We start from the raw sequence: 21,460 nt of genomic DNA, 5'->3' as shown, positions 1-21,460 counted from the left end.
GGGCCGGTGCGGCCCGGGGCATCCGGCTTGCGGGTGGAGTTCCAGCTTGTACCGGAAGGGAGCCCTGTGTCCCGTAAGCCCGGTGAACGGAACCCGAAAGTGTGTACTGCCGTGTCCGGGCGCCCCGTTGGGCAACGCTTCGGCGGGGCGCCCGGGAGCCTCCTAGGCCCGGAAGTCGTCGGCGTGGTCGCGGGCCCAGTGGTCGAAGGGGCGGGCCGGGGTGCCGGTGACCCGCTCGACCGTGTCGGCGATCTCCGGGGCGACCCCGACCGTCGCGGCGAAGGTCTGGAGCATGCGTTCGAGCATGGGCGGCGGCACGTGCGGGAAGAGTTCCGGGCCCGACGCGGCCGGGTCCAGCTCCTCGAACACCAGCTTCCGGCCGAGCGCTTCGCCGATGGCCTCGACCTGCCCGGCGTTGCTGATCGCCGTGGGCCCGGTCATCCGGTGGACGGCGCCCTCGTGGCCGCCGTCGAGGAGGGCGCGTTCGGCGACGGCCGCGATGTCGTCCTCGTGGACGGGGGCGGTGAGTCCGTCCGCGAAGACGCCGCGGACGGTGTCGCCGGCGCGGATCTGCGGCGCCCACTGGAGCGCGTTGGTGGCGAAGGCGTTGGGGCGCAGGAACGTCCAGGCGATCCCGCTGTCGCGGATCCGCTGTTCCGCGGTGGCGTGCAGGACGTGCAGGGGGTGGGTCTCGTCGGCGCCTTCCCTGATCAGGCCGCTGGAGAGCAGGACGACGTGGCGTACGCCGTGGGTGCGGGCCGCCGCCAGCAGGGCGGGGGTGCAGGCCTGGACGTACAGGAAGAGCCCCGTCGCCCCGGTGAACATGGCGGCGGGGTCGCCGGACCGGAAGCGCGTGACCTCGGCCTGTTCGGGCAGTGCGGCGCGCTGCGGGTCGCGGGTCAGCGCGCGGACGGGGCGGCCCGCGGCGAGGAGCCGGCCGACGAGGGCACGGCCGACGTTGCCGGTCGCGCCGGTCACTACGATCACGGTGTTGCCTCCGGGAGCCGGGTCGGTCACTGGCCGTCCGATCCTAGGAGGGGCGGCCGGTCCCGCGCATCGTCGGCGGGGACCAGCCGCGTCCTACGTCCGAGGACCTACTCCGTGCGGTCCCCCGTGCGTACGCGCAGCGCGCGCGACAGGTCGTCGAGGCGGTCGGCGAGGGTGCGGCGCAGGGCCGGGGTGAGGTCGGCGTCGCGCAGGCACTCTTCGCCGAGCCGCAGGTTCTCGGCGTCGACGGCGTGCGCCGGGAAGCACCAGCGGCCGGCGGCGACGGCGAGGGCGGGGCCGCGGCGGGCGGCGAGGCCGATCGCGTCCCGGTAGAAGCGCGGGACGTACTCCCGGACGAGATCGGCCTGTTCGGGCTGCCAGAAGCCCTGTGCGGTCGCGGTGAAGAGGTAGTTGGACAGGCCGTCGCCGGCGAACATGGCGTCCCAGGCCGTGCGCTTGGCCTCGGGGTCGGGCAGGGCGGCGCGGCAGCGGGCGGCGCCCTCCTGGCCGGTGGCGCTCGGGTCGCGGGCCAGTTCGGCGGCGATGGCGGCCTCGTCGGTGGCGCCGAGGACGGCGAGCCGGGCGAGGATGCGCCAGCGCAGTTCGGGGTCGAGTTCCGGGCCGCCGGGCACGGTGCCGTCGGCGAGCCAGGCGTCGAGGGTCTCCGGGTGGGCGGCCACGCCGATGAGCTGCCGCACGGCGATCAGCCGCAGGCCGGGGTGGTCGCCGTCCTCGGTGCGCCGGAGCAGGTCGCGGCAGAGGGAGGTGAGGGTGGCCAGGGCGGCGGGCCGGTCCCCGGGTGCCAGGTACTGCTCGGTGAGCTGACCGGCGGCGAAGCCGAGGACGCCCTGGGCGACGGCGAGGTCGGTCTCGCGCGGCAGGTGGGCGCGGGCCGTCTCCAGGTAGGTGGCGGGCGGGAGCTCGCCGTCGCGGACGGCGTCCCTGAGGGCGTTCCAGACGACCGCGCGGGTGAGCGGGTCGGGCAGGCCGGACAGGCCGGTGCGGACCGTCTCGAAGGATTCGGCGTCGAAGCGGACCTTGGCGTAGGTGATGTCACCGTCGTTGAGCAGGACGAGCGCGGGGCGCTTGCCGATGGGCTGCGGGGTGCTCTGCGGGACGTCGAGGTCGATGCGCTCGCGCAGCACCAGCCGGCCCTCGTCGGAGACGCCGTGGTCGTACAGGCCGGCGCTGAGCCGGTGCGGGCGGCTGCCGGTGCGTTCGGCGGTCAGGGTGCAGGTGCCGGCGGCGGGGGCGAGGACCGGGGTGAGGGTGTCGACGCCGGTGGTGCGCAGCCAGCTGTCGGCCCAGGCGTGCACGTCGCGGTCGGTGGCCGAGGCGAGCGAGTCGATGAAGTCGGCGAGGGTGGCGTTGCCGAACCGGTGGCGCCGGAAGTGGGTGTTGATGCCGGCGAGGAAGTCCTTCTCGCCGAGCCAGGCGGCGAGCTGGCGCAGCGCGGAGGCGCCCTTGGCGTAGGAGATGCCGTCGAAGTTGAGCAGGGCGGAGGCGGTGTCGTCGACGTCCTCGGGGGCGACCGGGTGGGTGGTGGGCCGCTGGTCGGCGTCGTAGCCCCAGGCCTTGCGGGTGACGGCGAACTCGGTCCAGGGGTCGGTGAACCGGGTGGCCTCGGCGGTGGTCTGGTAGCCCATGTACTCGGCGAAGGACTCGTTGAGCCAGATGTCGTCCCACCACTTGAGGGTGACGAGGTCGCCGAACCACATGTGGGCCATCTCGTGGGCGATGACCATGGCGCGGGTCTGCCGTTCGGTGTCGGTGACGGCGGAGCGGAAGACGAACTCGTCGCGGAAGGTGACCAGGCCCGGGTTCTCCATGGCGCCCGCATTGAACTCGGGGACGAACGCCTGGTCGTAGGAGTCGAAGGGGTACGGCTCCTCGAACTTCTCGTGGTAGCGGTCGAAGCACGCGCGCGTGATGTCGAGGATCTCGTCGGCGTCGGCGTCGAGGTGGGGGGCGAGGGAGCGGCGGCAGTGGAGGGCGAAGGGCAGTCCGCGGTGCTCGGTGCGCACCGAGTGCCAGGGGCCGGCGGCGACGGCGACCAGGTAGGTGGAGATCAGCGGGGTGGTCGCGGCCTGCCAGAGGCCGTCGCCGCGGTGCTCGGTGATGCCGTTGGCGAGGACGCTCCAGCCTTCGGGTGCCCTGACCGAGACGTCGAAGACGGCCTTGAGGTCGGGCTGGTCGAAGGCGGTGAAGGTGCGCTGGACGTCTTCCATGAAGAGCTGGGTGTAGACGTAGGTCTCACCGTCGCTGGGGTCGGTGAAGCGGTGCATGCCCTCGCCGGTGCGGGAGTAGGACATGCGCGCGTGGACGCGCAGTTCGTGCTCGCCTGCGGTGAGGTTCTTCAGGGGCAGCCGGTTCTCGTCGAGCGACTCCGGGTCGAGGGGCTGTCCGTCGAGCGTGGCGCTGCGCAGTTCGGCGGGCTTCAGTTCGACGAACGTGTCCCCGTCGGACCGGGCGGTGAACCGGATCGCGGTGCGGGAGTCGAAGGTCTCGTCACCGGTCGTGAGGTCCAGTTCGACCGTGTACCGGTGGACGTCGAGGAACTGTGCTCGGGCTTGCGCTTCGTCGCGCGTGAGTACGGACATGCAGGCCATGCTGCCTGATGCGGCCGACAGCGCACAGAGGCGGACCGGTACAAGGTGTTCGTCCGCCGCGCGCCCGGCCGGCCGCCCGGTCGGCCGGGTGGTTCAGGCGTCGTGCGTCTGCTGCCCGTTGTGGGTGTCCTCGGCGATGCGCTCGTGGTGCCGGATGACCTCGGCGATGATGAAGTTGAGGAACTTCTCGGCGAACGCCGGATCGAGTTTGGCGTTCTCGGCGAGGCGGCGCAGCCGGTCGATCTGGCGGGCCTCGCGGGCCGGGTCGGCGGGCGGGAGCTGGTGCAGGGCCTTGAGCCGGCCGACCTGCTGGGTGCACTTGAACCGCTCGGCGAGCATGTGGACGACGGCGGCGTCGATGTTGTCGATGCTGTCGCGCAGCCGGTCCAGTTCCTGGCGGACCCCGGGTTCGACAGCTCCGGTGCCGGTGTTGCTGGTGGTCATGGGGGCCAACCCTATGCGCTGGAGCGGCCGGGTCCTACGGGGTGTCCGCGGACTGGATGACCGGCGGTTCGCCGGGGTCCGGGACGCGGTCGCTCCAGCCTCCGGGGACGGTGCGGCCCTGCCGGGCGCGGAACCGGACGGGGGCGAGGCCGACGCGCCGGGTGAACAGCCGGGAGAAGTAGGCGGGGTCGCCGTAGCCGACGCGGCGGGCGACGGCCGCGACGGGCAGCTCGGTGGTGGCGAGGAGTTCCTTGGCCCGGGCGAGGCGGACGCCGAGGAGGTAGTCCTTCGGGCTGCACCCGGCCGCCCGGCGGACCGCGCCGCGCAGCTCGGCGGTGGTCATGCCGTGCCGGGCGGCGTGGCCGGCGACGCTCAGCGGTGTGCAGGCGTCGCGGGCGAGGGCCACCAGCACCTGGTCGCCGTCGGGGGCGAGGTCGGCGCGGGCGCGGCGCAGGGCGACGAGGAGTTCGTGGACGGCGGCGCCGGTCTCCACCTCCAGCAGGGGGTTGCCGGGGCGGGCGGCCCGGGCGATGCGGGCGACGGCCGCGCGGGGGCCGCAGGCGTCGGAGAGCGGGACGACGGGCCGGTCGGGCTCGATGTAGCCGAGTTCGCGGTAGGCCGCGGTGGCGGGTCCGGTGAAGTCCACGAACCCCTCGTCCCAGCCGGTGTCCGCATCGGGGGCGTAGTGGTGGGGCACGCCGGGGGTGAGCCACAGCAGCGCGGGCGCGGTGACGGCGGTGCGGCGGCCGTCGGCGGCCCGGTACCAGCCGCCGCCCGAGCTGATCACCACGGCCACGTGGTGGTCGAGGGTGCGCGGGCCGACGGTGGGCAGCGCGCCGTGCTGGAGGCCGACGCCCAGGCAGACCAGGCCGAGGCGGTGGTGGGCGGGGCCGGGGCTGAAGAACCGCATCCAGGTCCGGTACATCGGCGCTCCTCCCGCTGTCCGCGGACTTTTGTCCAAGCAGCGCCGATCTTCGTCCATGGCGCGGATCACCGGAAGGGGTGACGCTGGGGCGCATGAGCGAGTTCACGGTGGGGGAATCGGACTTCCTGCTGGACGGGCGTCCGGTGCGGCTGCTGTCCGGGGCGCTGCACTACTTCCGGGTGCACGAGGACCAGTGGGGGCACCGGCTGGCGATGCTCCGCGCGATGGGCCTGAACTGCGTGGAGACGTACGTGCCGTGGAACCTGCACCAGCCGCGTCCGGGGGTCTGCCGGGACGTGGGGGCGGTCGGCCGGTTCCTGGACGCGGTGCACGCGGCGGGGCTGTGGGCGATCGTGCGGCCCGGCCCCTACATCTGCGCCGAGTGGGAGAACGGCGGGCTGCCCGCGTGGCTGACGGGCGCGGCGGGCACGCGCGCGCGTACGCGTGACGAGCGCTACCTGGCGCACGTGCGCGACTGGTTCCGGCTGCTGCTGCCCGAGATCGTGTCCCGCCAGGCCGACCGCGGCGGCCCGGTGGTCATGGTGCAGGTGGAGAACGAGTACGGCAGTCACGGCAGCGACGGCGGCTACCTGGCGGAGTTGACCGCGCTGCTGCGCGCCGAGGGGGTCACCGCCGTGCTGTTCACCTCGGACGGTCCCGAGGACCACATGCTGACCGGGGGTTCGCTGCCCGGGGTGCTCGCCACGGTGAACTTCGGCTCCGACGCGCGCGAGGCCTTCGCGGCGCTGCGCCGCCACCGCCCGCGGGGTCCGCTGATGTGCGCGGAGTTCTGGTGCGGCTGGTTCGACCACTGGGGCGGCGAGCACGCGGAGCGGGATCCGGCCGACGCCGCCGGGGCGCTGCGCGAGATCCTGGAGTGCGGTGCGTCGGTGAACCTGTACATGGCGCACGGCGGCACCGGTTTCGGGGGCTGGTCGGGCGCCAACCGGGGCGGCCCCCTGCACGAGGGCCCGCTGGAGCCGGACGTGACCTCGTACGACTACGACGCGCCGGTGGACGAGTACGGCCGCCCCACCGAGAAGTTCCGGCGGTTCCGCGAGGTGCTGTCCGGGTACCGCGCCGGGCCGCTGCCGGACCTGCCGCCGCCGCCCGCGGTGCTGGGCGCCCCGGCCGGGGCCGTCCTCACCGGCTGGGCGTCCCTGCCGGCCGTCCTGGAGGCGCTGGGCGGCCCGGAGACGGTCGCGCCCGTGCCGCCCGCCTTCGAGGAGCTGGGGGTCACCCGGGGCCTGGTCCGGTACCGGGTGGACGTGCCCGGGCCGCGCCGGCCGTACCCGCTCACCGTGCGCGGGCTGCGGGACCTCGCCGTGGTGTACGTCGACGGCGAGCGGGCCGGGGTGCTCACCGAGGAGGAGCCGGACCTGCCGGAGCCGGTCGCGGGCCCGGCGCGGGTGGAGCTGTGGGTGGAGTCCCTGGGGCGGGTGAACTACGGGCCGCGGCTCGGCGAGGCCAAGGGCGTCACCGGCGGCATCCTGCACGAGCGGCAGTACCTGCACGGGGTACGCGCGCGCGGGCTGGACCTGGACGCGTTCGACGGCGGGGTGGCCGCGGTGCCCTTCGGGGCGCTGCCGGGCCGGGGGGCGCCGGGGCTGTACCGGGGCACGGTCACGGTCGCCGGGGCCGGGGACGCCCGGCTGGAGCTGCCCGGCGGGACGCGCGGGTTCGCCTGGATCAACGGCTTCAACCTGGGCCGGTACTGGTCGGTGGGGCCGCAGCGGTCGCTGTACGTGCCCGGGCCGGTGCTGCGGGAGGGCGGGAACGAGCTGTGGCTGCTGGAGCTGGACGGGTCGGGCCCCGAGCCGCCCGCGCCGCGCCTGCTGCCCGTGTGACCGGCCGCTCCCCCTTCCGCCGCGTCCCCCGCCGCCTACAGTGGAGGTGGGGTCCGGCCTGATCTGGGGGTGCCGACGTGGCGAACGGCGGACCGGTCGAGCACGGCTACCCGCACCTGGAGACGGTGCGGGCCGCGGTCACCGCGCTGTACCGGCGGCTGTCCCGGGACACCATCGAGACGTTCGCGGTCAGCCTGGCCCCGGCCGACGTGGCCTTCTGCGACGTCGACGACCTGCATCTGGGGGCGCAGCGGGTGGCCCGGGAGATCGTGCGGCACTTCCGGCTGCCGGACGCCCGGCTGATCGTCGGCTTCCGGGAGATGACCCACGCGGCGAACGTCGAACTGGCGTCGGGGCCGGAGTACTTCGTGGAGCTGAACGACCGGTTCCGCACCCACCGCGGGGACATCGGCGCGGCGCTCGCCCACGAGGTGGCGCACGTCTACCTGCACCGGCTGGGCCTGTCGTTCCCCACCACGGCCGAGAACGAGATCCTGACGGACACCACGACGGCCTACCTCGGCGCGGGCTGGCTGCTGCTGGACGCCTACCGGGAGGACGGGGTGTCGTCGCAGAAGCTCGGTTACCTCACCCCGGAGGAGTTCGGGTACGTCCTGGCCAAGCGGGCCCTGCTCGTCCACGAGGACCCCTCGGTGTGGTTCACCAGCCCGCAGGCGTACGCCGCCTACTGTGACGGGCTGGCGCTGGCCCGCCGGGACGGGCGGCAGCCGCCGCTGGCGGGCGCCGGCTGGGCGGGCCGCCGCCGCTACGCCGTGGACCGCCGGCACGCCGCCGCTGCCCCGGCCGCGGCGGCCTACGCCTTCGCCACCGACCCGGCCGGCCGGCTGCGGGTCTCCTTCCCCTGCCCCACCTGCCACCAGCGGATCGGGGTGCCGGTGCGGGGGCGGGTGCGGGCGCGGTGCGGCCTGTGCCGGACCGTGCTGGAGTGCGACACGTAGGGGTTGTCGTCCGGATCGGCCCGGGGCCGCGACGCCCGGCACGGCACCTGCTTCAATGCGCGCATGGACGAGACGATCGGACGGCCCTGGGGCATCAGCGTGTTCGGCACGGGCAGCGTGCGGGTGGAGCCGGCACTGGTGCGGGTGAGGCTGACGGTGGACGTGCTGGAGCCCGCCGCGGACCGGGCGTTCCAGGAGGCGGGCGCGGCCGTGTCCCGGCTGCGGGAGACCCTGCGCCGGCACGGGATACCGGACGCGTCGGTGTCCGGCTCCCGGCTCGGGCTGGCCTCGGAGTACGACGGTTACGGGGCCGAGCGGAGGTTCCTCGGCTACCGCTGCCGCGCCTCGTACGCCGTGGAGAGCGAGGACCTCGACGGGCTGGAGCGGCTCCTCGTGGACGCGGTCGACGCCGGTGCCCGGGAGGTCGAGCAGGTCGAGTACGACGTGCGCGACAGGGCGGCGCTGCGGGACGAGGCGCGCCGCAGGGCGGTGGCGGCCGCCCGCCGCGAGGCCGGGGTCTACGCGGAGGCGGCCGGGGTCGCGCTGGGTGCCGTGCTCCACATCCAGGACGTGGACCCGGAGTCGCACCGCTTCCACCAGTACCGGGCGCCCGCCGCCGCGGGGGGCGCCCCGGCGGGCGGCCTGGCCCCGGGGACGGTCGAGGTGTCCGCCGGGGTGCTGCTGGGGTTCGCGCTCGGGCACTGACCGGCCCCGGCCCCGCGAACTCGCGTACGGGGCCGGGTCAATCGCGTACGGCGATGCCGTCCAGCACCATCGACAGGTACTGGCGGGCGATCTCCTCGGGGCTGTGCCGGCCGCCGGGCCGGTACCAGGAGGCGGCGACCCACACGGTGTCCCGCACGAACCGGTAGGCGAGCCGGACGTCCAGGTCCGCGCGGAAGACCCGCTCGGCGGCGCCGCGTTCGAGCGTGCCGAGCCACGCCTCCTCGAACCGGCGCTGGGACTCGGCGAGGAACGCGAACCGGTCCTGGGCGGCGAGCTGCCTGCTCTCCTTCTGGTAGATCGCGACGGCGGCGCGGTGCCGGTCCATCTCCCGGAAGGACTCGGTGACCAGCGCCTCCAGCGTCTCGCGGGGGCCCAGTCCGGAGGCGAGGACGGTGTCGTAGCCGTCCCACAGCTCGTCGAGGAAGGTCCGCAGGATCTCCTCGAGCATCGATTCCTTGGAGTCGAAGTGGTAGTAGAGGCTGCCCGCGAGCATTCCGGCGTGGTCGGCGATCCTGCGGACGGTGGTGGCGTTGTAGCCGTGTTCGGCGAACACCTCGGCAGCGGTGCTGAGGAGTTCGCCGCGCCGGGCCGCCGCCGCGGTCACCTGAGGTTTCTTCTTGGTCGGCACGCCTCCATTGTGGTGTCCCCCGGCCCCGGTCCGGGCTACGGGAGCGGGAGGGGCCGATCCGGCGGCACTATGCCCGCCGCGCGTGCGGCCGTGAGCCACCTCGGGAACTCGCCGACGAGCCGGTCGTACAGCTCGGCGTCGGAGACCCGGCGCGGGTCGTGGCCCGCGTGGAAGAAGCCGGCGTTGTCCACGACCCGCCGGCCGGGCACCGGCAGGTCGTCCAGTCGGCGCAGGAAGTCGAACTGCCGGCTGTCCGGGTCGCCGAAGCCGACGAACTGCCAGAACAGCGGCAGCGCGGCCGCCTTGCACAGGTACCGCTCGGCGGCGGCCTTGCTGACCGGGCCGCCGTCGGTCTGGAAGACGACCAGGGCGGGATCGGTGGCACCGCTGTCCAGGTAGTGGTCGACGACGGCGTCCATCGCCACGTGGTAGCCGGTCCTGCCCATGTGGCCGAGTCCGGCCGCGATCCGCTCGATGCGGCCCTCGTGGCCGTCGAGGGCGATGTCGGTGACGGCGTCGACGTCCGTGGAGAAGAACACCACGGGCACGCGTCCGTCGTCGTCGAGGTGCGCGGACAGGCCCAGCACCCGGTCGGCGAGCGCCTGCACGCTGCCGTCCCGGTAGTACGGCCGCATCGAGCCCGAGTGGTCGATGACGAGGTAGACGGCCGCCCGCAGCCCGTCCAGGCCGTGCTTGCGCAGCGACACCCCCGCCGACCGGTAGGCGCCGACGAGCGCGGGCGCGGTCTCCTCCACCTTGCGCAGGCTGATCGCGGCCATGGTCCCCCCTCGGCTGTCCCGGGGCCCGAGCCTACGTGGCCCGCGCGGCTCGCGTGCCCGCGGGGACGCCGGGGCGGGGATGGGGAGACGGCACCTGCCCAGTCGTCCGGTCGGGGACAGGCGGGCAGGCGCCGTCGGTGTTCCGTACGCCGTTGTACGGGACGTTCTCGGGGGACCTCGGGTCCCCGGTGCGCGTCAGACCGCCAGCGCGCGGTCCGTCGGGCGGATCGGGGCCGGCAGGTCGCTGGCCCCGGTCAGGTGGCGGTCGACCCCGCGGGCGGCCGAGCGGCCCTCGGCGATCGCCCACACGATGAGGGACTGGCCGCGGCCGGCGTCACCGGCGACGAACACACCCGGCACGTTGGTCTGGAAGTCGGCGTCGCGGCCGATGTTACCGCGTTCGTCGAGGTCCAGGCCGAACTGCTCCACCAGTCCGTTCTCCCGGTCGGTGCCGGTGAAGCCCATGGCGAGGGTGACGAGCTGGGCCGGGATCCTCCGCCCGGTGTCCGGCTTGGGGGTCAGCCTGCCGTCGACGAACTCCACTTCGGCCAGGTGCAGCCACTGGACGTTGCCGTCCTCGTCGCCCTCGAAGTGGGTGGTGGAGGCGGAGTAGATCCGCTCGCCGCCCTCCTCGTGGGCCGAGGTGACCTTGTAGAGGACCGGGAAGGTCGGCCAGGGCTGGCTGGTGGCGTGGCGCTCGTCGTTCGGGCGGGGCATGATCTCCAGCTGGGTGACGGAGGCCGCGCCCTGGCGGTGGGCGGTGCCCACGCAGTCCGCGCCGGTGTCGCCGCCGCCGATGACGACGACGTGCTTGCCCTCGGCCGAGATCGGCGGGGTGACGTAGTCGCCCTCCTGGACCTTGTTGGCCAGCGGCAGGTACTCCATCGCCTGGTGGATGCCCTTGAGCTCGCGGCCGGGCACCGGCAGGTCGCGGGCCATGGTCGCGCCGGCGGCGATCACGATCGCGTCGTAGCGCTTCTTCAGGTCGCGGGCGCTCAGGTCGCGGCCGATCTCGACGCCCGTGCGGAAGCGGGTGCCCTCCGCGCGCATCTGCTCGATGCGGCGGTTGATGTGCCGCTTCTCCATCTTGAACTCGGGGATGCCGTAGCGCAGGAGGCCGCCGACGCGGTCCGCGCGCTCGTAGACGGCGACCGTGTGGCCGGCCCGGGTGAGCTGCTGGGCGGCGGCCAGGCCCGCCGGGCCGGAGCCGATGACCGCGACCGTCTTGCCGGACAGGCGCTCGGGGATCTGCGGGGCGACGTCCCCGGTCTCCCACGCCTTGTCGATGATGGAGACCTCGACGTTCTTGATGGTGACCGGCGGCTGGTTGATGCCGAGCACGCACGCCGACTCGCAGGGGGCGGGGCAGAGGCGGCCGGTGAACTCCGGGAAGTTGTTGGTCGCGTGCAGCCGCTCCTGGGCCGCGGCCCAGTCCTCGCGGTAGGCGTAGTCGTTCCACTCGGGGATCAGGTTCCCCAGCGGGCAGCCGTTGTGGCAGAACGGGATGCCGCAGTCCATGCAGCGGCCGGCCTGCTTGCTGATGATCGGCAGCAGGGAGCCGGGGACGTAGACCTCGTTCCAGTCTTTGACGCGCTCACCGACGGGACGGGTCCGGGCGACCTCGCGGCCGTGGTTCAGGAAGCCCTTCGGGTCAGCCATTGATCGCCGCCTCCATCATCTTCTCGGTGATCTCGGTCTCGGAGAGACCGGCCCGCTCGGCGGCGTCCTTGGCGGCGAGCACTGCCTTGTACGTAGTGGGGATGATCTTGCTGAACCGCTCCACGGCGGTGTCCCAGTCGGCGAGCAGCTTCCCGGCGACCGTCGAGCCGGTCTCCTCGGCGTGGCGGCGCACCACGTCGTGCAGCCACTGCCGGTCGGTGTCGTCCAGCGACTCGATCGCCCCGGCGTTGCCGGCGTTGACGTTGTCGCGGTCGAGGTCGACGACGTAGGCGACTCCGCCGGACATGCCGGCCGCGAAGTTGCGGCCGGTCGGGCCGAGGACGACGGCGTGGCCGCCGGTCATGTACTCGCAGCCGTGGTCGCCCACGCCCTCGGAGACGACCAGCGCGCCGGAGTTGCGGACGCAGAACCGCTCACCGGTGCGGCCGCGCAGGAACAGCTCGCCGCCGGTGGCGCCGTAGCCGATGGTGTTGCCCGCGATCGTCGAGTACTCGGCGAGGTGGTCGGCCGCGCGGTCCGGGCGGACGACGATCCGGCCGCCGGACAGGCCCTTGCCGACGTAGTCGTTGGCGTCGCCCTCCAGGCGCAGCGTGACGCCGCGCGGCAGGAACGCGCCGAAGGACTGGCCGGCGCTGCCGGTGAAGGTGATGTCGATGGTGTCGTCGGGCAGGCCCGCGCCGCCGAACTTCTTCGTCACCTCGTGGCCGAGCATGGTGCCGACCGTGCGGTTGATGTTGCGGATGGCGACCTGGGCGCGCACCGGCTGGGCCTCGGTCGCGTCGTGCGCGGCGAGGGCGTCGGCGGCGAGCTTGATCAGCTCGTTGTCCAGCGCCTTCTCCAGGCCGTGGTCCTGGGCGATCAGCCGGTGGCGGACGGCGCCCTCGGGCAGGTCGGGCACGTGGAACAGCGGCTCCAGGTCCAGGCCCTGCGCCTTCCAGTGGTCGACGGCGCGCTCGACGTCCAGCACCTCGGCGTGGCCGACGGCCTCCTCGATGGAGCGGAAGCCCAGCTCGGCGAGGAGTTCGCGGACCTCCTCGGCGATGAACCGGAAGAAGTTGACGACGTACTCGGCCTTGCCGGCGAAGCGGTCGCGCAGTACCGGGTTCTGGGTGGCGATGCCGACCGGGCAGGTGTCCAGGTGGCAGACGCGCATCATGACGCAGCCGGAGACGACGAGCGGGGCGGTCGCGAAACCGAACTCCTCGGCGCCGAGCAGCGCGGCGATGACCACGTCGCGGCCGGTCTTGAGCTGGCCGTCCGTCTGCACCACGATGCGGTCGCGCAGGCCGTTGAGGAGCAGGGTCTGCTGGGTCTCGGCGAGGCCCAGCTCCCAGGGGCCGCCCGCGTGCTTGAGCGAGGTGAGCGGGGAGGCGCCCGTGCCGCCGTCGTGACCGGAGATCAGGACCACGTCCGCGTGCGCCTTGGACACGCCCGCGGCGACCGTGCCGACGCCGACCTCGGAGACCAGCTTGACGTGGATCCGCGCCTGCGGGTTCGCGTTCTTCAGGTCGTGGATGAGCTGGGCGAGGTCCTCGATGGAGTAGATGTCGTGGTGCGGCGGCGGGGAGATCAGGCCGACGCCCGGCGTGGAGTGCCGGGTCTTGGCGACCCACGGGTAGACCTTGTGGCCGGGCAGCTGGCCGCCCTCGCCTGGCTTGGCGCCCTGGGCCATCTTGATCTGGATGTCGTCCGCGTTGACCAGGTACTCGCTCGTGACGCCGAAGCGGCCGGAGGCGACCTGCTTGATGGCGGACCGGCGCGCCGGGTCGTACAGCCGGTCGGGGTCCTCGCCGCCCTCACCGGTGTTGGACTTGCCGCCCAGCTGGTTCATGGCGATGGCGAGGGTCTCGTGCGCCTCCTTGGAGATGGAGCCGTACGACATGGCGCCGGTGGAGAAGCGCTTGACGATCTCCTCGACCGGCTCGACCTCGTCCACCGGGACGGGCTGCCGGCCGGTGGCGAAGCCGAACAGGCCGCGCAGCGTCATCAGGCGCTCGGACTGCTCGTTCACCCGGTCGGTGTACTTCTTGAAGATGTCGAAGCGGCCGGTGCGCGTGGAGTGCTGGAGGCGGAAGACCGTCTCGGGGTCGAACAGGTGCGGTTCGCCCTCGCGGCGCCACTGGTACTCGCCGCCGATGTCCAGCGCGCGGTGCGCCGGGGCGATGCCGGAGGCCGGGTACGCCTTGGCGTGGCGGGCGGCGACCTCCGCGGCGACGACGTCGATGCCGACGCCGCCGATCTTGGTCGCGGTGCCGTTGAAGTACTTCTCGACGAAGCTCTCGTCCAGGCCGACGGCCTCGAAGACCTGGGCGCCGCGGTAGGAGGCGACGGTGGAGATGCCCATCTTGGACATGACCTTCAGGACGCCCTTGCCGAGGGCGTAGATCAGGTTCTTGATGGCCTTCTCGGGCTCCAGGCCGTTGAGGAAGGTGCCGGCCCGCAGCAGGTCCTCGACGGACTCCATGGCCAGGTACGGGTTGACCGCGGCGGCGCCGTAGCCGATGAGCAGCGCGATGTGGTGGACCTCGCGGACGTCGCCGGCCTCGACCAGCAGGCCCACGTGGGTGCGCTGCTTGGTGCGGATGAGGTGGTGGTGGACGGCCGCCGTGAGCAGCAGGGACGGGATCGGCGCGTGCTCGGCGTCGGAGTGGCGGTCCGACAGGACGATCAGGCGGGCGCCGTTGTCGATGGCGGCGTCGGCCTCGGCGCAGATCTCCTCGATGCGCGCGGCGAGGGAGTCGCCGCCGCCGGAGACCCGGTACAGGCCGGAGAGGGTCGCGGCCTTGAAGCCGGGCAGGTCGCCGTCGGCGTTGACGTGGATGAGCTTGGCCAGCTCGTCGTTGTCGATGACCGGGAAGGGCAGCACGACGGATCGGCAGGAGGCGGCGGTCGGGTCGAGCAGGTTGCCCTGCGGGCCGAGCGAGCTGCGCAGGGAGGTGACCAGTTCCTCGCGGATCGCGTCCAGCGGCGGGTTGGTGACCTGCGCGAAGAGCTGGGTGAAGTAGTCGAAGAGCAGGCGCGGGCGCTCGGACAGGGCCGCGATGGGCGAGTCGGTGCCCATGGAGCCGATCGGCTCGGCGCCGGTGCGGGCCATCGGGGCGAGGATGACGCGCAGCTCCTCCTCGGTGTAGCCGAAGGTCTGCTGGCGGCGGGTGACCGAGGCGTGGGTGTGGACGATGTGCTCGCGCTCGGGCAGGTCGCCCAGCTCGATCTCGCCGGCCTCCAGCCATTCGGCGTACGGCTGCTCGGCGGCGAGGGCCGCCTTGATCTCGTCGTCCTCGATGATCCGGTGCTCGGCGGTGTCGACGAGGAACATGCGGCCGGGCTGGAGGCGGCCCTTGCGGACGACCTTGGCCGGGTCGATGTCGAGGACGCCGACCTCGGAGCCGAGGACGACGAGGCCGTCGTCGGTGACCCAGTAGCGGCCCGGGCGCAGGCCGTTGCGGTCGAGCACCGCGCCGACCTGGGTGCCGTCGGTGAAACAGACGCAGGCGGGGCCGTCCCAGGGCTCCATCATCGTGGAGTGGTACTGGTAGAAGGCGCGCCGGTCCGGGTCCATGGAGGCGTGGTTCTCCCACGCCTCCGGGATCATCATCAGCACGGACTGCGGCAGCGAGCGGCCGCCCAGGTGCAGCAGTTCCAGCACCTCGTCGAAGGACGCGGAGTCGGAGGCGTCCGGGGTGCAGACCGGGAAGAGGCGGTCCAGGGCGCGGTCGCCGAAGAGGCCGGAGGCGAGCTGCGACTCGCGGGCGCGCATCCAGTTGCGGTTGCCCTTGACGGTGTTGATCTCACCGTTGTGGGCGACGAAGCGGTACGGGTGTGCGAGGGGCCACGAGGGGAAGGTGTTCGTGGAGAACCGGGAGTGCACGAGCGCGATCGCGGACGCGAAGCGGCGGTCGGACAGGTCCGGGAAGAAGGGCTCCAGCTGGCCGGTGGTCAGCATGCCCTTGTAGACGATCGTCCGGGCGGACAGGGACGGGAAGTAGACGCCGGCCTCGCGCTCGGCGCGCTTGCGCAGCGCGAACGCCTTCCGGTCCAGGGCGATGCCCTCGCTCACCGCGTCGCCGACGAAGATCTGCCGGAAGACGGGCATCGTCGAGCGGGCGGTGGCGCCCAGCAGCTCGGGGGCGACCGGGACCTCGCGCCAGCCGAGGACGGTCAGCTCCTCCTCGGCGGCGATCGTCTCGATCCGTGAGACGGCGTCCTCGGTCCCCTCGCCCGGCAGGAACGCGATGCCCACCGCGTAGGCGCCGACCGCCGGAAGGTCGAATCCGGCCACCTCGCGGAGGAAGGCGTCGGGCACCTGGGAGAGGATTCCCGCGCCGTCGCCCGAGTCGGGCTCGGACCCGGTGGCACCGCGGTGCTCCAGGTTGCGCAGGACGGTGAGCGCCTGCTCGACCAGGGTGTGGGACGCCTCGCCGGTGAGGGTGGCGACGAAACCGACGCCGCACGCGTCGTGTTCGTTGCGGGGGTCGTACATACCCTGCGCAGCAGGGCGAGCATCCATGAACGACCAGTTCCGGCCGTTCGAGGGGTGCTGGGACGGCTGGCGCGGCGTACGCATCGGCTCTCCCGTCGTCGTCATGTGGCATGTGGCAAGTGCCGAGGGACGACGTTGGCCCTCTGCGGAGATCGAAAGTTCGTGCAGGTTACATGATGGGTCGCATACCGGGAAGCGGATAGCCCATTCCAGCATGCGGACACCACGGGGGGTGGCGGGAGCACCGCGCGACGCGGCCGGTGCCGTGGGGATGCGGCGGGTGCCGTGGGGGTGACGGCGGGGGGTGCCACCCGGTGGTGGCAGGGGCCGCACGGGGCGGCGGACGTGAGCGGGGGCCGGCGCGGACGAGATCGGTCGGATCCGTGTCCGGTGGCCCGGAGGGGGCCGGGGAGGGCGTCATCGCCCACCCCGCGTGGAGGTTGCGGCAGGCGTCATTGCCCGCAGCGCTTACGGCTCATGCCCGGTGGCCGAGCCCGCGAAACCAACGAGTAAGTGGTTACCTATGCGAACCTTTGCATAGGCTCCGATGCCGTCATCCTACGGCCGTTCCGAACAGTCCGCCCAGGGCGTACGTCACACCGGCCGCCGCACCGCCGAGCGCGAGCTGCCGCAGACCGCTGAACCACCAGGTGCGCGCGGTCACCTTCGCCACGACGGCGCCGCACCCGAACAGCCCGGCGAGGGCGAGCAGCACGGCGGGCCACAGCGCGGTGGCGCCGAGCAGGAACGGCAGCACGGGCAGCAGGGCGCCGAGCGCGAAGGAACCGAAGGACGACACGGCCGCGACCAGCGGCGAGGGCAGGTCGCCGGGGTCGATGCCCAGCTCCTCGCGGGCGTGTATCTCCAGCGCCTGCTCGGGATCGGCGGAGAGCTGCCGGGCGACCTCGCGGGCCAGGGCGGGCTCGACGCCGCGGGCCGCGTACAGCGCGGCCAGCTCGGCCTCCTCGTCCTGCGGGTGCTTGCGCAGCTCGCGGCGCTCGACGTCGAGTTCCGCCTCGACGAGTTCACGCTGGGAGGCGACCGAGGTGTACTCGCCCGCGGCCATGGAGAACGCGCCGGCGGCGAGCCCCGCAAGGCCCGTGATCACCAGGGTGTGCTGGCTGACGGACCCGCCGGCCACGCCCGTCATCAGGGCGAGGTTGGAGACCAGGCCGTCCATCGCACCGAAGACGGCGGGCCGCAGCCAGCCACCGTTCACATCGCGGTGCGTGTGGTTGTCACGGTGCGCCTCGTGCAGCGCGGCCTCGGTGTCGATGATCGCCATGCGGGTCCCCCAGGGAAGCTTAGCCAAAGCTAACTTTGGACGCGTTCTACTTTTTGACAACACTGAACCTACGCCGTCGATTCCCCGCCCGCCAGCAAGGAAAGGCTGGGCTTACCTGCGCGTTCGTTCTCCGGCGCGCCCGGTCGCGAGGGCCGGACCGCGTACCGGGCGGGTGACAGAGGGGCTGCCGAGGCTCGTGGGAACACCTCCCGTGGGACACATCCGCAAAGGTCCCGAGCGGCCCCCAGGAGGCGCCCATGGCATCGATCGCCCGCACCGACCCGGCCCCGGTGCCCGGTGACGCCGCCGGGCTCCGCGAGCGGGCGCGCGGTGCGCTGCTCGGGCTGGCCGTGGGCGATGCGCTGGGGGCGCCGGCGGAGAACCTCAAGCCCTCCGAGATCCGCGCCCGCTGGGGCCGCATCACCGGTTACGTCGCCGAGCGGCCGTGCGGCACGGACGACACCGAGTACGCGATCTTCTCCGGGCTGCTGCTGGCCCGGCACGGGTCGGCGCTCACCCCGGCGCACGTGGAGGCGGCCTGGCACGAGTGGATCGCCGACCGGGCCGAGGGCTGCTGTCCGGCTGCACCCTGCCCCGGCTCACCGGCACCGATCTGGTGGAACTCGCCGGACTCCTGGAAGCCGTGCAACCGGCCCGGCCAGGAGGATGATTCGGGGCATGACGCCCGAAGAACACGAAACCGGCGGACCCGGGCCGTGCGGTCTCGCCGACCGCATCACCGGCGCCCTGGTCGGAGCCGCCGTCGGCGACGCCCTCGGCGGCCCGGTCGAGGGCTACTCCCCCGACCGGATCACCGAACGCCACGGCGGCCGCGTCCAGGGGATCGTGGGCCCCTGGCACGGCGACGCCTGGCGCACCGCCCGTCCCCTCGCGCCGTACCACAAGGGCGACGGCCACGTCACCGACGACACCCTGATGACCCACGCGCTGATCCGGGTCTACGACCGCGTCCGCGACCACCTCGACGCGTACGCGGTCGCCGAGCACCTGGTGCCGGACCTGATGACCGAGCCCCGCTGGATCCCGGAGCTGGAGGCAGAGGCCCTGCCCCTGCACCGCCTCTTCCTCGCCGAGAAGTGGCTGGTGGCCCGGCTGGCCTACGGGCACGCGGACCCGCGGGAGGCGGGCGTCGGCAACATCGTCAACTGCGGTGCCGCGATGTACATGGCCCCGGTCGGCCTGGTCAACGCGGCCTGCCCGGCCGCCGCCTACGCCGAGGCGCTGGACGTGGCCGGCGCGCACCAGTCGTCGTACGGCCGGGAGGCGGCCGGTGTCCTCGCCGCGGCGGTGGCCGCCGCCGCGGCACCCGGCGCGACCCCGGACTCGGTGGTGGACGCCTGCCTGTCGCTGGCCAGGGACGGCACCCGCACGGCCATCGAGAAGGTCTGCGAAGTCGCCGCCCGGCATCGGGACTTCGAGTCGGCGCTCGGCCCGCTGCGGGCCGCGGTGGCCCCGTACGACACCGTGGGACCGGACTACCGCGCCCCCTCGCTCGGCGCCCGCCGCCCGTCCCGGCTGCACTCCGTCGAGGAACTCCCCGTCGCCCTGGGCATGCTGGTGGTGGCCCGCGGCGACTACCGGCACGCCGTGCTGGGCTCGGTCAATTACGGCCGGGACTGCGACTCGATCGCCACGATGGCCGGCGCCCTCGCGGGCGCGCTCGGTTCGCCCGTCCCCGAGGAGTGGGCGAAGACGGTGGCGGACGCCAGCCGGCTGGACCTGTGGGCGCCCGCCCGGACGCTCACCGCGGTCGCGCGGGAGGTCTTCGACCGGGACGTCCGCCGCCGGCGCGCCCACGAGCGGGCGTTCTCCGCGCTCGGAGGTCCGCCGTGCTCCGTCTGACCTGGGTCCAGCCTGAGGACCTGCTGGGCCACGAACTGCGCCAGGCCCGCCTGGACGGGCGCGAACCGTCGGCGGTCGAGGCGCGCTGGCGGGCGGCCGGCGGCCCGGACGCGCCGGAACGGGCGGGCGCCTCCGCACGGCCGGTCTCCCGCTACCTGCGGCAACTGGCCGAGGACCTGCTGGACGAACTCGCCGACCTGCCCAGCGCGCTGGCCGACGACGAGCCGACGGACCTGGCCCGCATCAGGTCCCGGTGCCCGGACTGGCCGGCGCCGCCCGCGAGCCGCCGGGAGCCGCCTGGGCACGGCCGCGGCACCGGCGCCCCCTCGGGACACCACCCGCGCGCCCTGGAGGCGGCCTGGCTCGGCCGGGCGGCCGGCTGCCTGCTGGGCAAGCCCGTGGAGAAACTGCCCCTGGACGGCATCCGCGCCCTGGCCGCGGCGACCGGGAACTGGCCGCTCACCACCTACTTCACCGCCAGGGGCGTCCCGCCGGACCTGCTCGCCGCGTACCCGTGGAACCGCCGCTCGGCCGCCACCTCCCTCGCCGAGAACATCGACGGGATGCCCGAGGACGACGACCTGAACTACCCGCTGCTCAACCTGCTCCTGCTGCGGCGGTACGGACGCTCGTTCGGCACCGCGGACGTGGCCCGGCTCTGGCTGGACGAGCTGCCGCCCGGCCGCACCTTCACCGCCGAGCGCGTCGCCGTCCGCAACCTCCTCGGCGGTGTCGAACCGCCCCGGACGGCCCGCCACCGCAACCCCTTCCGGGAGTGGATCGGCGCCCTGATCCGCGCGGACGTGCACGGCTGGACCAACCCGGGCGACCCGGCCGCCGCGGCCGAACAGGCGTACCGCGACGCGGTCCTCAGCCACACCGCGAACGGGGTCTACGCGGCGATGTTCACGGCCGCCGCGATCGCCGCCGCCTCCGCGACCCACGACGTGCACGCCTGCCTGGACGCCGGCCGCCGGGTGGTCCCGGCCCGTTCCCGCCTCGCCCTGGCGATCGACCACGCCCGTGAACTCGCGGTGCGGCACGAGGACTTCACCGAGGTCGTGGACGCGCTCCACGCTTGCTACGCGCCCGGCCACCACTGGGTCCACGCCATCCCCAACACCGCCCTGATCACCGCCGCCCTCACGCACGCGGACGGCGACTTCGGGGGCTCCGTCTGCCGCGCGGTGTCGGGCGGCCTGGACACCGACTCGAACGGCGCCACCGCCGGCAGCATCGCCGGACTGCTCGCGGGCTCCCCCGAGGCCCTCCCCGAACGCTGGCGGGCCCCGCTGAAGAACCGGCTGGCCACCAGCGTCGCCGACTTCGACGGCACCGGCTTCGACACCCTCGCCCACCTCACCCACCTGGAGGCGACCCGCCCATGACCCACATCGCCGTCCTCGACAGTACGGACACGGCCCTCGTCACCTGCGTGCCGAGGGCCCCGCGGCTCGGCGAGACCCTGACCGGGCGCAAGTTCCGTACGGTCCCCGGCGGCGAGGGCGCCAACCGGGCGATCGCCGCGGCCCGAGCCGGGGCCACCGTCCCGATGATCGGCACGGTCGGCGACGCCGCGTTCGGGGCGCGGCCGCGCGACACCCTGGAGCACTCCGGTGCGGACACCGGCTTCCCGCGCACGGTGGAGGGCCTCTCCGGCACCGCGCACATCGTGGTGGACGACGAGGGCGGCAACGCGATCACGGTCGTCCCGGGCGCCGACGGCACCGTCGACCACCTCTCCCCCGGCGACGAAGGGCTGATCGCCACCACCGACGCCCTGCTGCAACCGGAGATCCCGCTCGCGGCGGTCGTCGCGGGCGCGGAGGCGGCCCGCCGGCACGGGGTGCGCACGGTCCGCACCGCCGCACCGGCCCGGGAGCTGCCGCCGGACCCCCTGGCCGCCACCGGCCTGCCGGTGCCGAACGGGTACGAGGCGGTCACCCTCACCGACCGCGCCGACCCGCGCGAGGAGCTTCCGGTGATCGAGCGGGCGTACCTGCCGACGCCCGCGGAGATCGAGCACGCGGAGGCGGTCACGGAGGCGGCGGCGGCCGGCCCGGGCGCCCCGGCCCTGCCCGACGGCCGCTTCGTCGACGCGGCGGCGGTGGCCATGGCCCGCCGCACCCTCTCGCTGACCCGGAGAACCTGACCCACGGCTCCTGACCGACCCCGCGCCCGACGGGCCCGGCAGCGCGAAGCGACGCGGGACCACGGCCTGGGAACGCGGCGAGGGCGCCCGGATGCC

16 protein-coding genes and 1 pseudogene are annotated in these 21,460 nt (G+C 73.8%); 7 read left to right on the top strand and 10 right to left on the bottom strand.

All coding sequences use genetic code 11. The features are described from left to right. Positions 1 to 162 precede the first annotated feature (162 nt). The 4 genes from ACZ4K2_RS29245 to ACZ4K2_RS29230 form a co-directional block, all read right to left on the bottom strand. A complete protein-coding gene (locus ACZ4K2_RS29245; RefSeq protein ID WP_467469547.1) occupies positions 163 to 987 on the bottom strand; it encodes an NAD(P)H-binding protein in 825 nt (274 codons plus the stop codon). Positions 988 to 1,094: 107 nt separating this feature from the next. Further along, positions 1,095 to 3,587: an aminopeptidase N gene (gene pepN, locus ACZ4K2_RS29240; RefSeq protein WP_467469545.1), complete on the bottom strand. Its 2,493-nt coding sequence runs from the start codon at positions 3,585 to 3,587 to the stop codon at positions 1,095 to 1,097. 102 nt (positions 3,588 to 3,689) lie between these two features. After that, positions 3,690 to 4,040 carry a chorismate mutase gene (locus ACZ4K2_RS29235; protein ID WP_467469543.1) on the bottom strand — a complete coding sequence of 117 codons (351 nt, stop codon included), beginning with the start codon at positions 4,038 to 4,040 and terminating at the stop codon, positions 3,690 to 3,692. A 34-nt stretch (positions 4,041 to 4,074) separates the two neighbouring features. After that, a complete protein-coding gene (locus ACZ4K2_RS29230; RefSeq protein WP_467469542.1) occupies positions 4,075 to 4,965 on the bottom strand; it encodes a helix-turn-helix domain-containing protein in 891 nt (296 codons plus the stop codon). Between the two features lie 92 nt (positions 4,966 to 5,057). Here ACZ4K2_RS29230 and ACZ4K2_RS29225 point away from each other — a divergent pair, with 92 nt between their 5' ends. From ACZ4K2_RS29225 to ACZ4K2_RS29215, 3 genes are all read left to right on the top strand, one after another. After that, positions 5,058 to 6,812, top strand: coding sequence for a beta-galactosidase (locus ACZ4K2_RS29225; RefSeq protein WP_467469540.1), 1,755 nt, complete (start codon positions 5,058 to 5,060; stop codon positions 6,810 to 6,812). A gap of 77 nt (positions 6,813 to 6,889) precedes the next feature. Beyond that, a complete protein-coding gene (locus tag ACZ4K2_RS29220; RefSeq protein WP_467469538.1) occupies positions 6,890 to 7,771 on the top strand; it encodes a hypothetical protein in 882 nt (293 codons plus the stop codon). A gap of 63 nt (positions 7,772 to 7,834) precedes the next feature. Continuing rightward, on the top strand, positions 7,835 to 8,476 hold the full coding sequence (locus ACZ4K2_RS29215) for an SIMPL domain-containing protein (protein ID WP_467469536.1): 642 nt from the start codon (positions 7,835 to 7,837) through the stop codon (positions 8,474 to 8,476). A gap of 37 nt (positions 8,477 to 8,513) precedes the next feature. On the opposite strand, the gene ACZ4K2_RS29210 is transcribed toward ACZ4K2_RS29215, so the two are convergent. The 5 genes from ACZ4K2_RS29210 to ACZ4K2_RS29190 form a co-directional block, all read right to left on the bottom strand. Next, positions 8,514 to 9,125: a TetR/AcrR family transcriptional regulator gene (locus ACZ4K2_RS29210; protein ID WP_467469534.1), complete on the bottom strand. Its 612-nt coding sequence runs from the start codon at positions 9,123 to 9,125 to the stop codon at positions 8,514 to 8,516. A gap of 35 nt (positions 9,126 to 9,160) precedes the next feature. Further along, positions 9,161 to 9,904, bottom strand: a complete 744-nt coding sequence (locus ACZ4K2_RS29205) for a vWA domain-containing protein (protein ID WP_467469532.1) — start codon at positions 9,902 to 9,904, stop codon at positions 9,161 to 9,163. A 195-nt stretch (positions 9,905 to 10,099) separates the two neighbouring features. Then, on the bottom strand, positions 10,100 to 11,563 hold the full coding sequence (locus ACZ4K2_RS29200; protein ID WP_467469530.1) for a glutamate synthase subunit beta: 1,464 nt from the start codon (positions 11,561 to 11,563) through the stop codon (positions 10,100 to 10,102). Then, positions 11,556 to 16,064 (bottom strand): glutamate synthase large subunit, encoded by a 4,509-nt coding sequence (gene gltB, locus ACZ4K2_RS29195; protein WP_467469730.1) that lies wholly within the window; start codon positions 16,062 to 16,064, stop codon positions 11,556 to 11,558. The genes ACZ4K2_RS29200 and gltB overlap by 8 nt, the downstream gene beginning before the upstream one ends. Positions 16,065 to 16,617: 553 nt before the next feature. Beyond that, a complete protein-coding gene (locus tag ACZ4K2_RS29190) occupies positions 16,618 to 17,349 on the bottom strand; it encodes a VIT1/CCC1 transporter family protein (protein WP_467469528.1) in 732 nt (243 codons plus the stop codon). Between the two features lie 257 nt (positions 17,350 to 17,606). Here ACZ4K2_RS29190 and ACZ4K2_RS29185 point away from each other — a divergent pair. Continuing rightward, a pseudogene (locus ACZ4K2_RS29185) lies at positions 17,607 to 17,849 on the top strand (ADP-ribosylglycohydrolase family protein); the annotation flags it as partial. On the opposite strand, the gene ACZ4K2_RS29180 reads toward ACZ4K2_RS29185, so the two are convergent. Further along, entirely contained in the window at positions 17,777 to 17,998 is a 222-nt protein-coding gene (locus ACZ4K2_RS29180; RefSeq protein ID WP_467769980.1) for a hypothetical protein, read from the bottom strand. The pseudogene ACZ4K2_RS29185 and the gene ACZ4K2_RS29180 sit on opposite strands and share 73 nt — an antisense overlap. Before the next feature lie 29 nt (positions 17,999 to 18,027). Between ACZ4K2_RS29180 and ACZ4K2_RS29175 the strand changes: the two genes are divergently transcribed. Genes ACZ4K2_RS29175 through ACZ4K2_RS29165 form a run of 3 tightly spaced genes read left to right on the top strand, consistent with a single transcriptional unit; the run spans position 18,028 to position 21,364 of the window. After that, positions 18,028 to 19,212: an ADP-ribosylglycohydrolase family protein gene (locus tag ACZ4K2_RS29175; protein WP_467469525.1), complete on the top strand. Its 1,185-nt coding sequence runs from the start codon at positions 18,028 to 18,030 to the stop codon at positions 19,210 to 19,212. Then, positions 19,200 to 20,600, top strand: coding sequence for an ADP-ribosylglycohydrolase family protein (locus ACZ4K2_RS29170; RefSeq protein WP_467469728.1), 1,401 nt, complete (start codon positions 19,200 to 19,202; stop codon positions 20,598 to 20,600). The genes ACZ4K2_RS29175 and ACZ4K2_RS29170 overlap by 13 nt, the downstream gene beginning before the upstream one ends. Then, entirely contained in the window at positions 20,597 to 21,364 is a 768-nt protein-coding gene (locus ACZ4K2_RS29165; protein ID WP_467469523.1) for a PfkB family carbohydrate kinase, read from the top strand. The genes ACZ4K2_RS29170 and ACZ4K2_RS29165 overlap by 4 nt, the downstream gene beginning before the upstream one ends. Positions 21,365 to 21,460 lie beyond the last annotated feature (96 nt).

The organism is Streptomyces sp. NPDC025833 (genome assembly GCF_055558055.1).
This window is presented reverse-complemented; position numbering and strand designations above follow the sequence as displayed.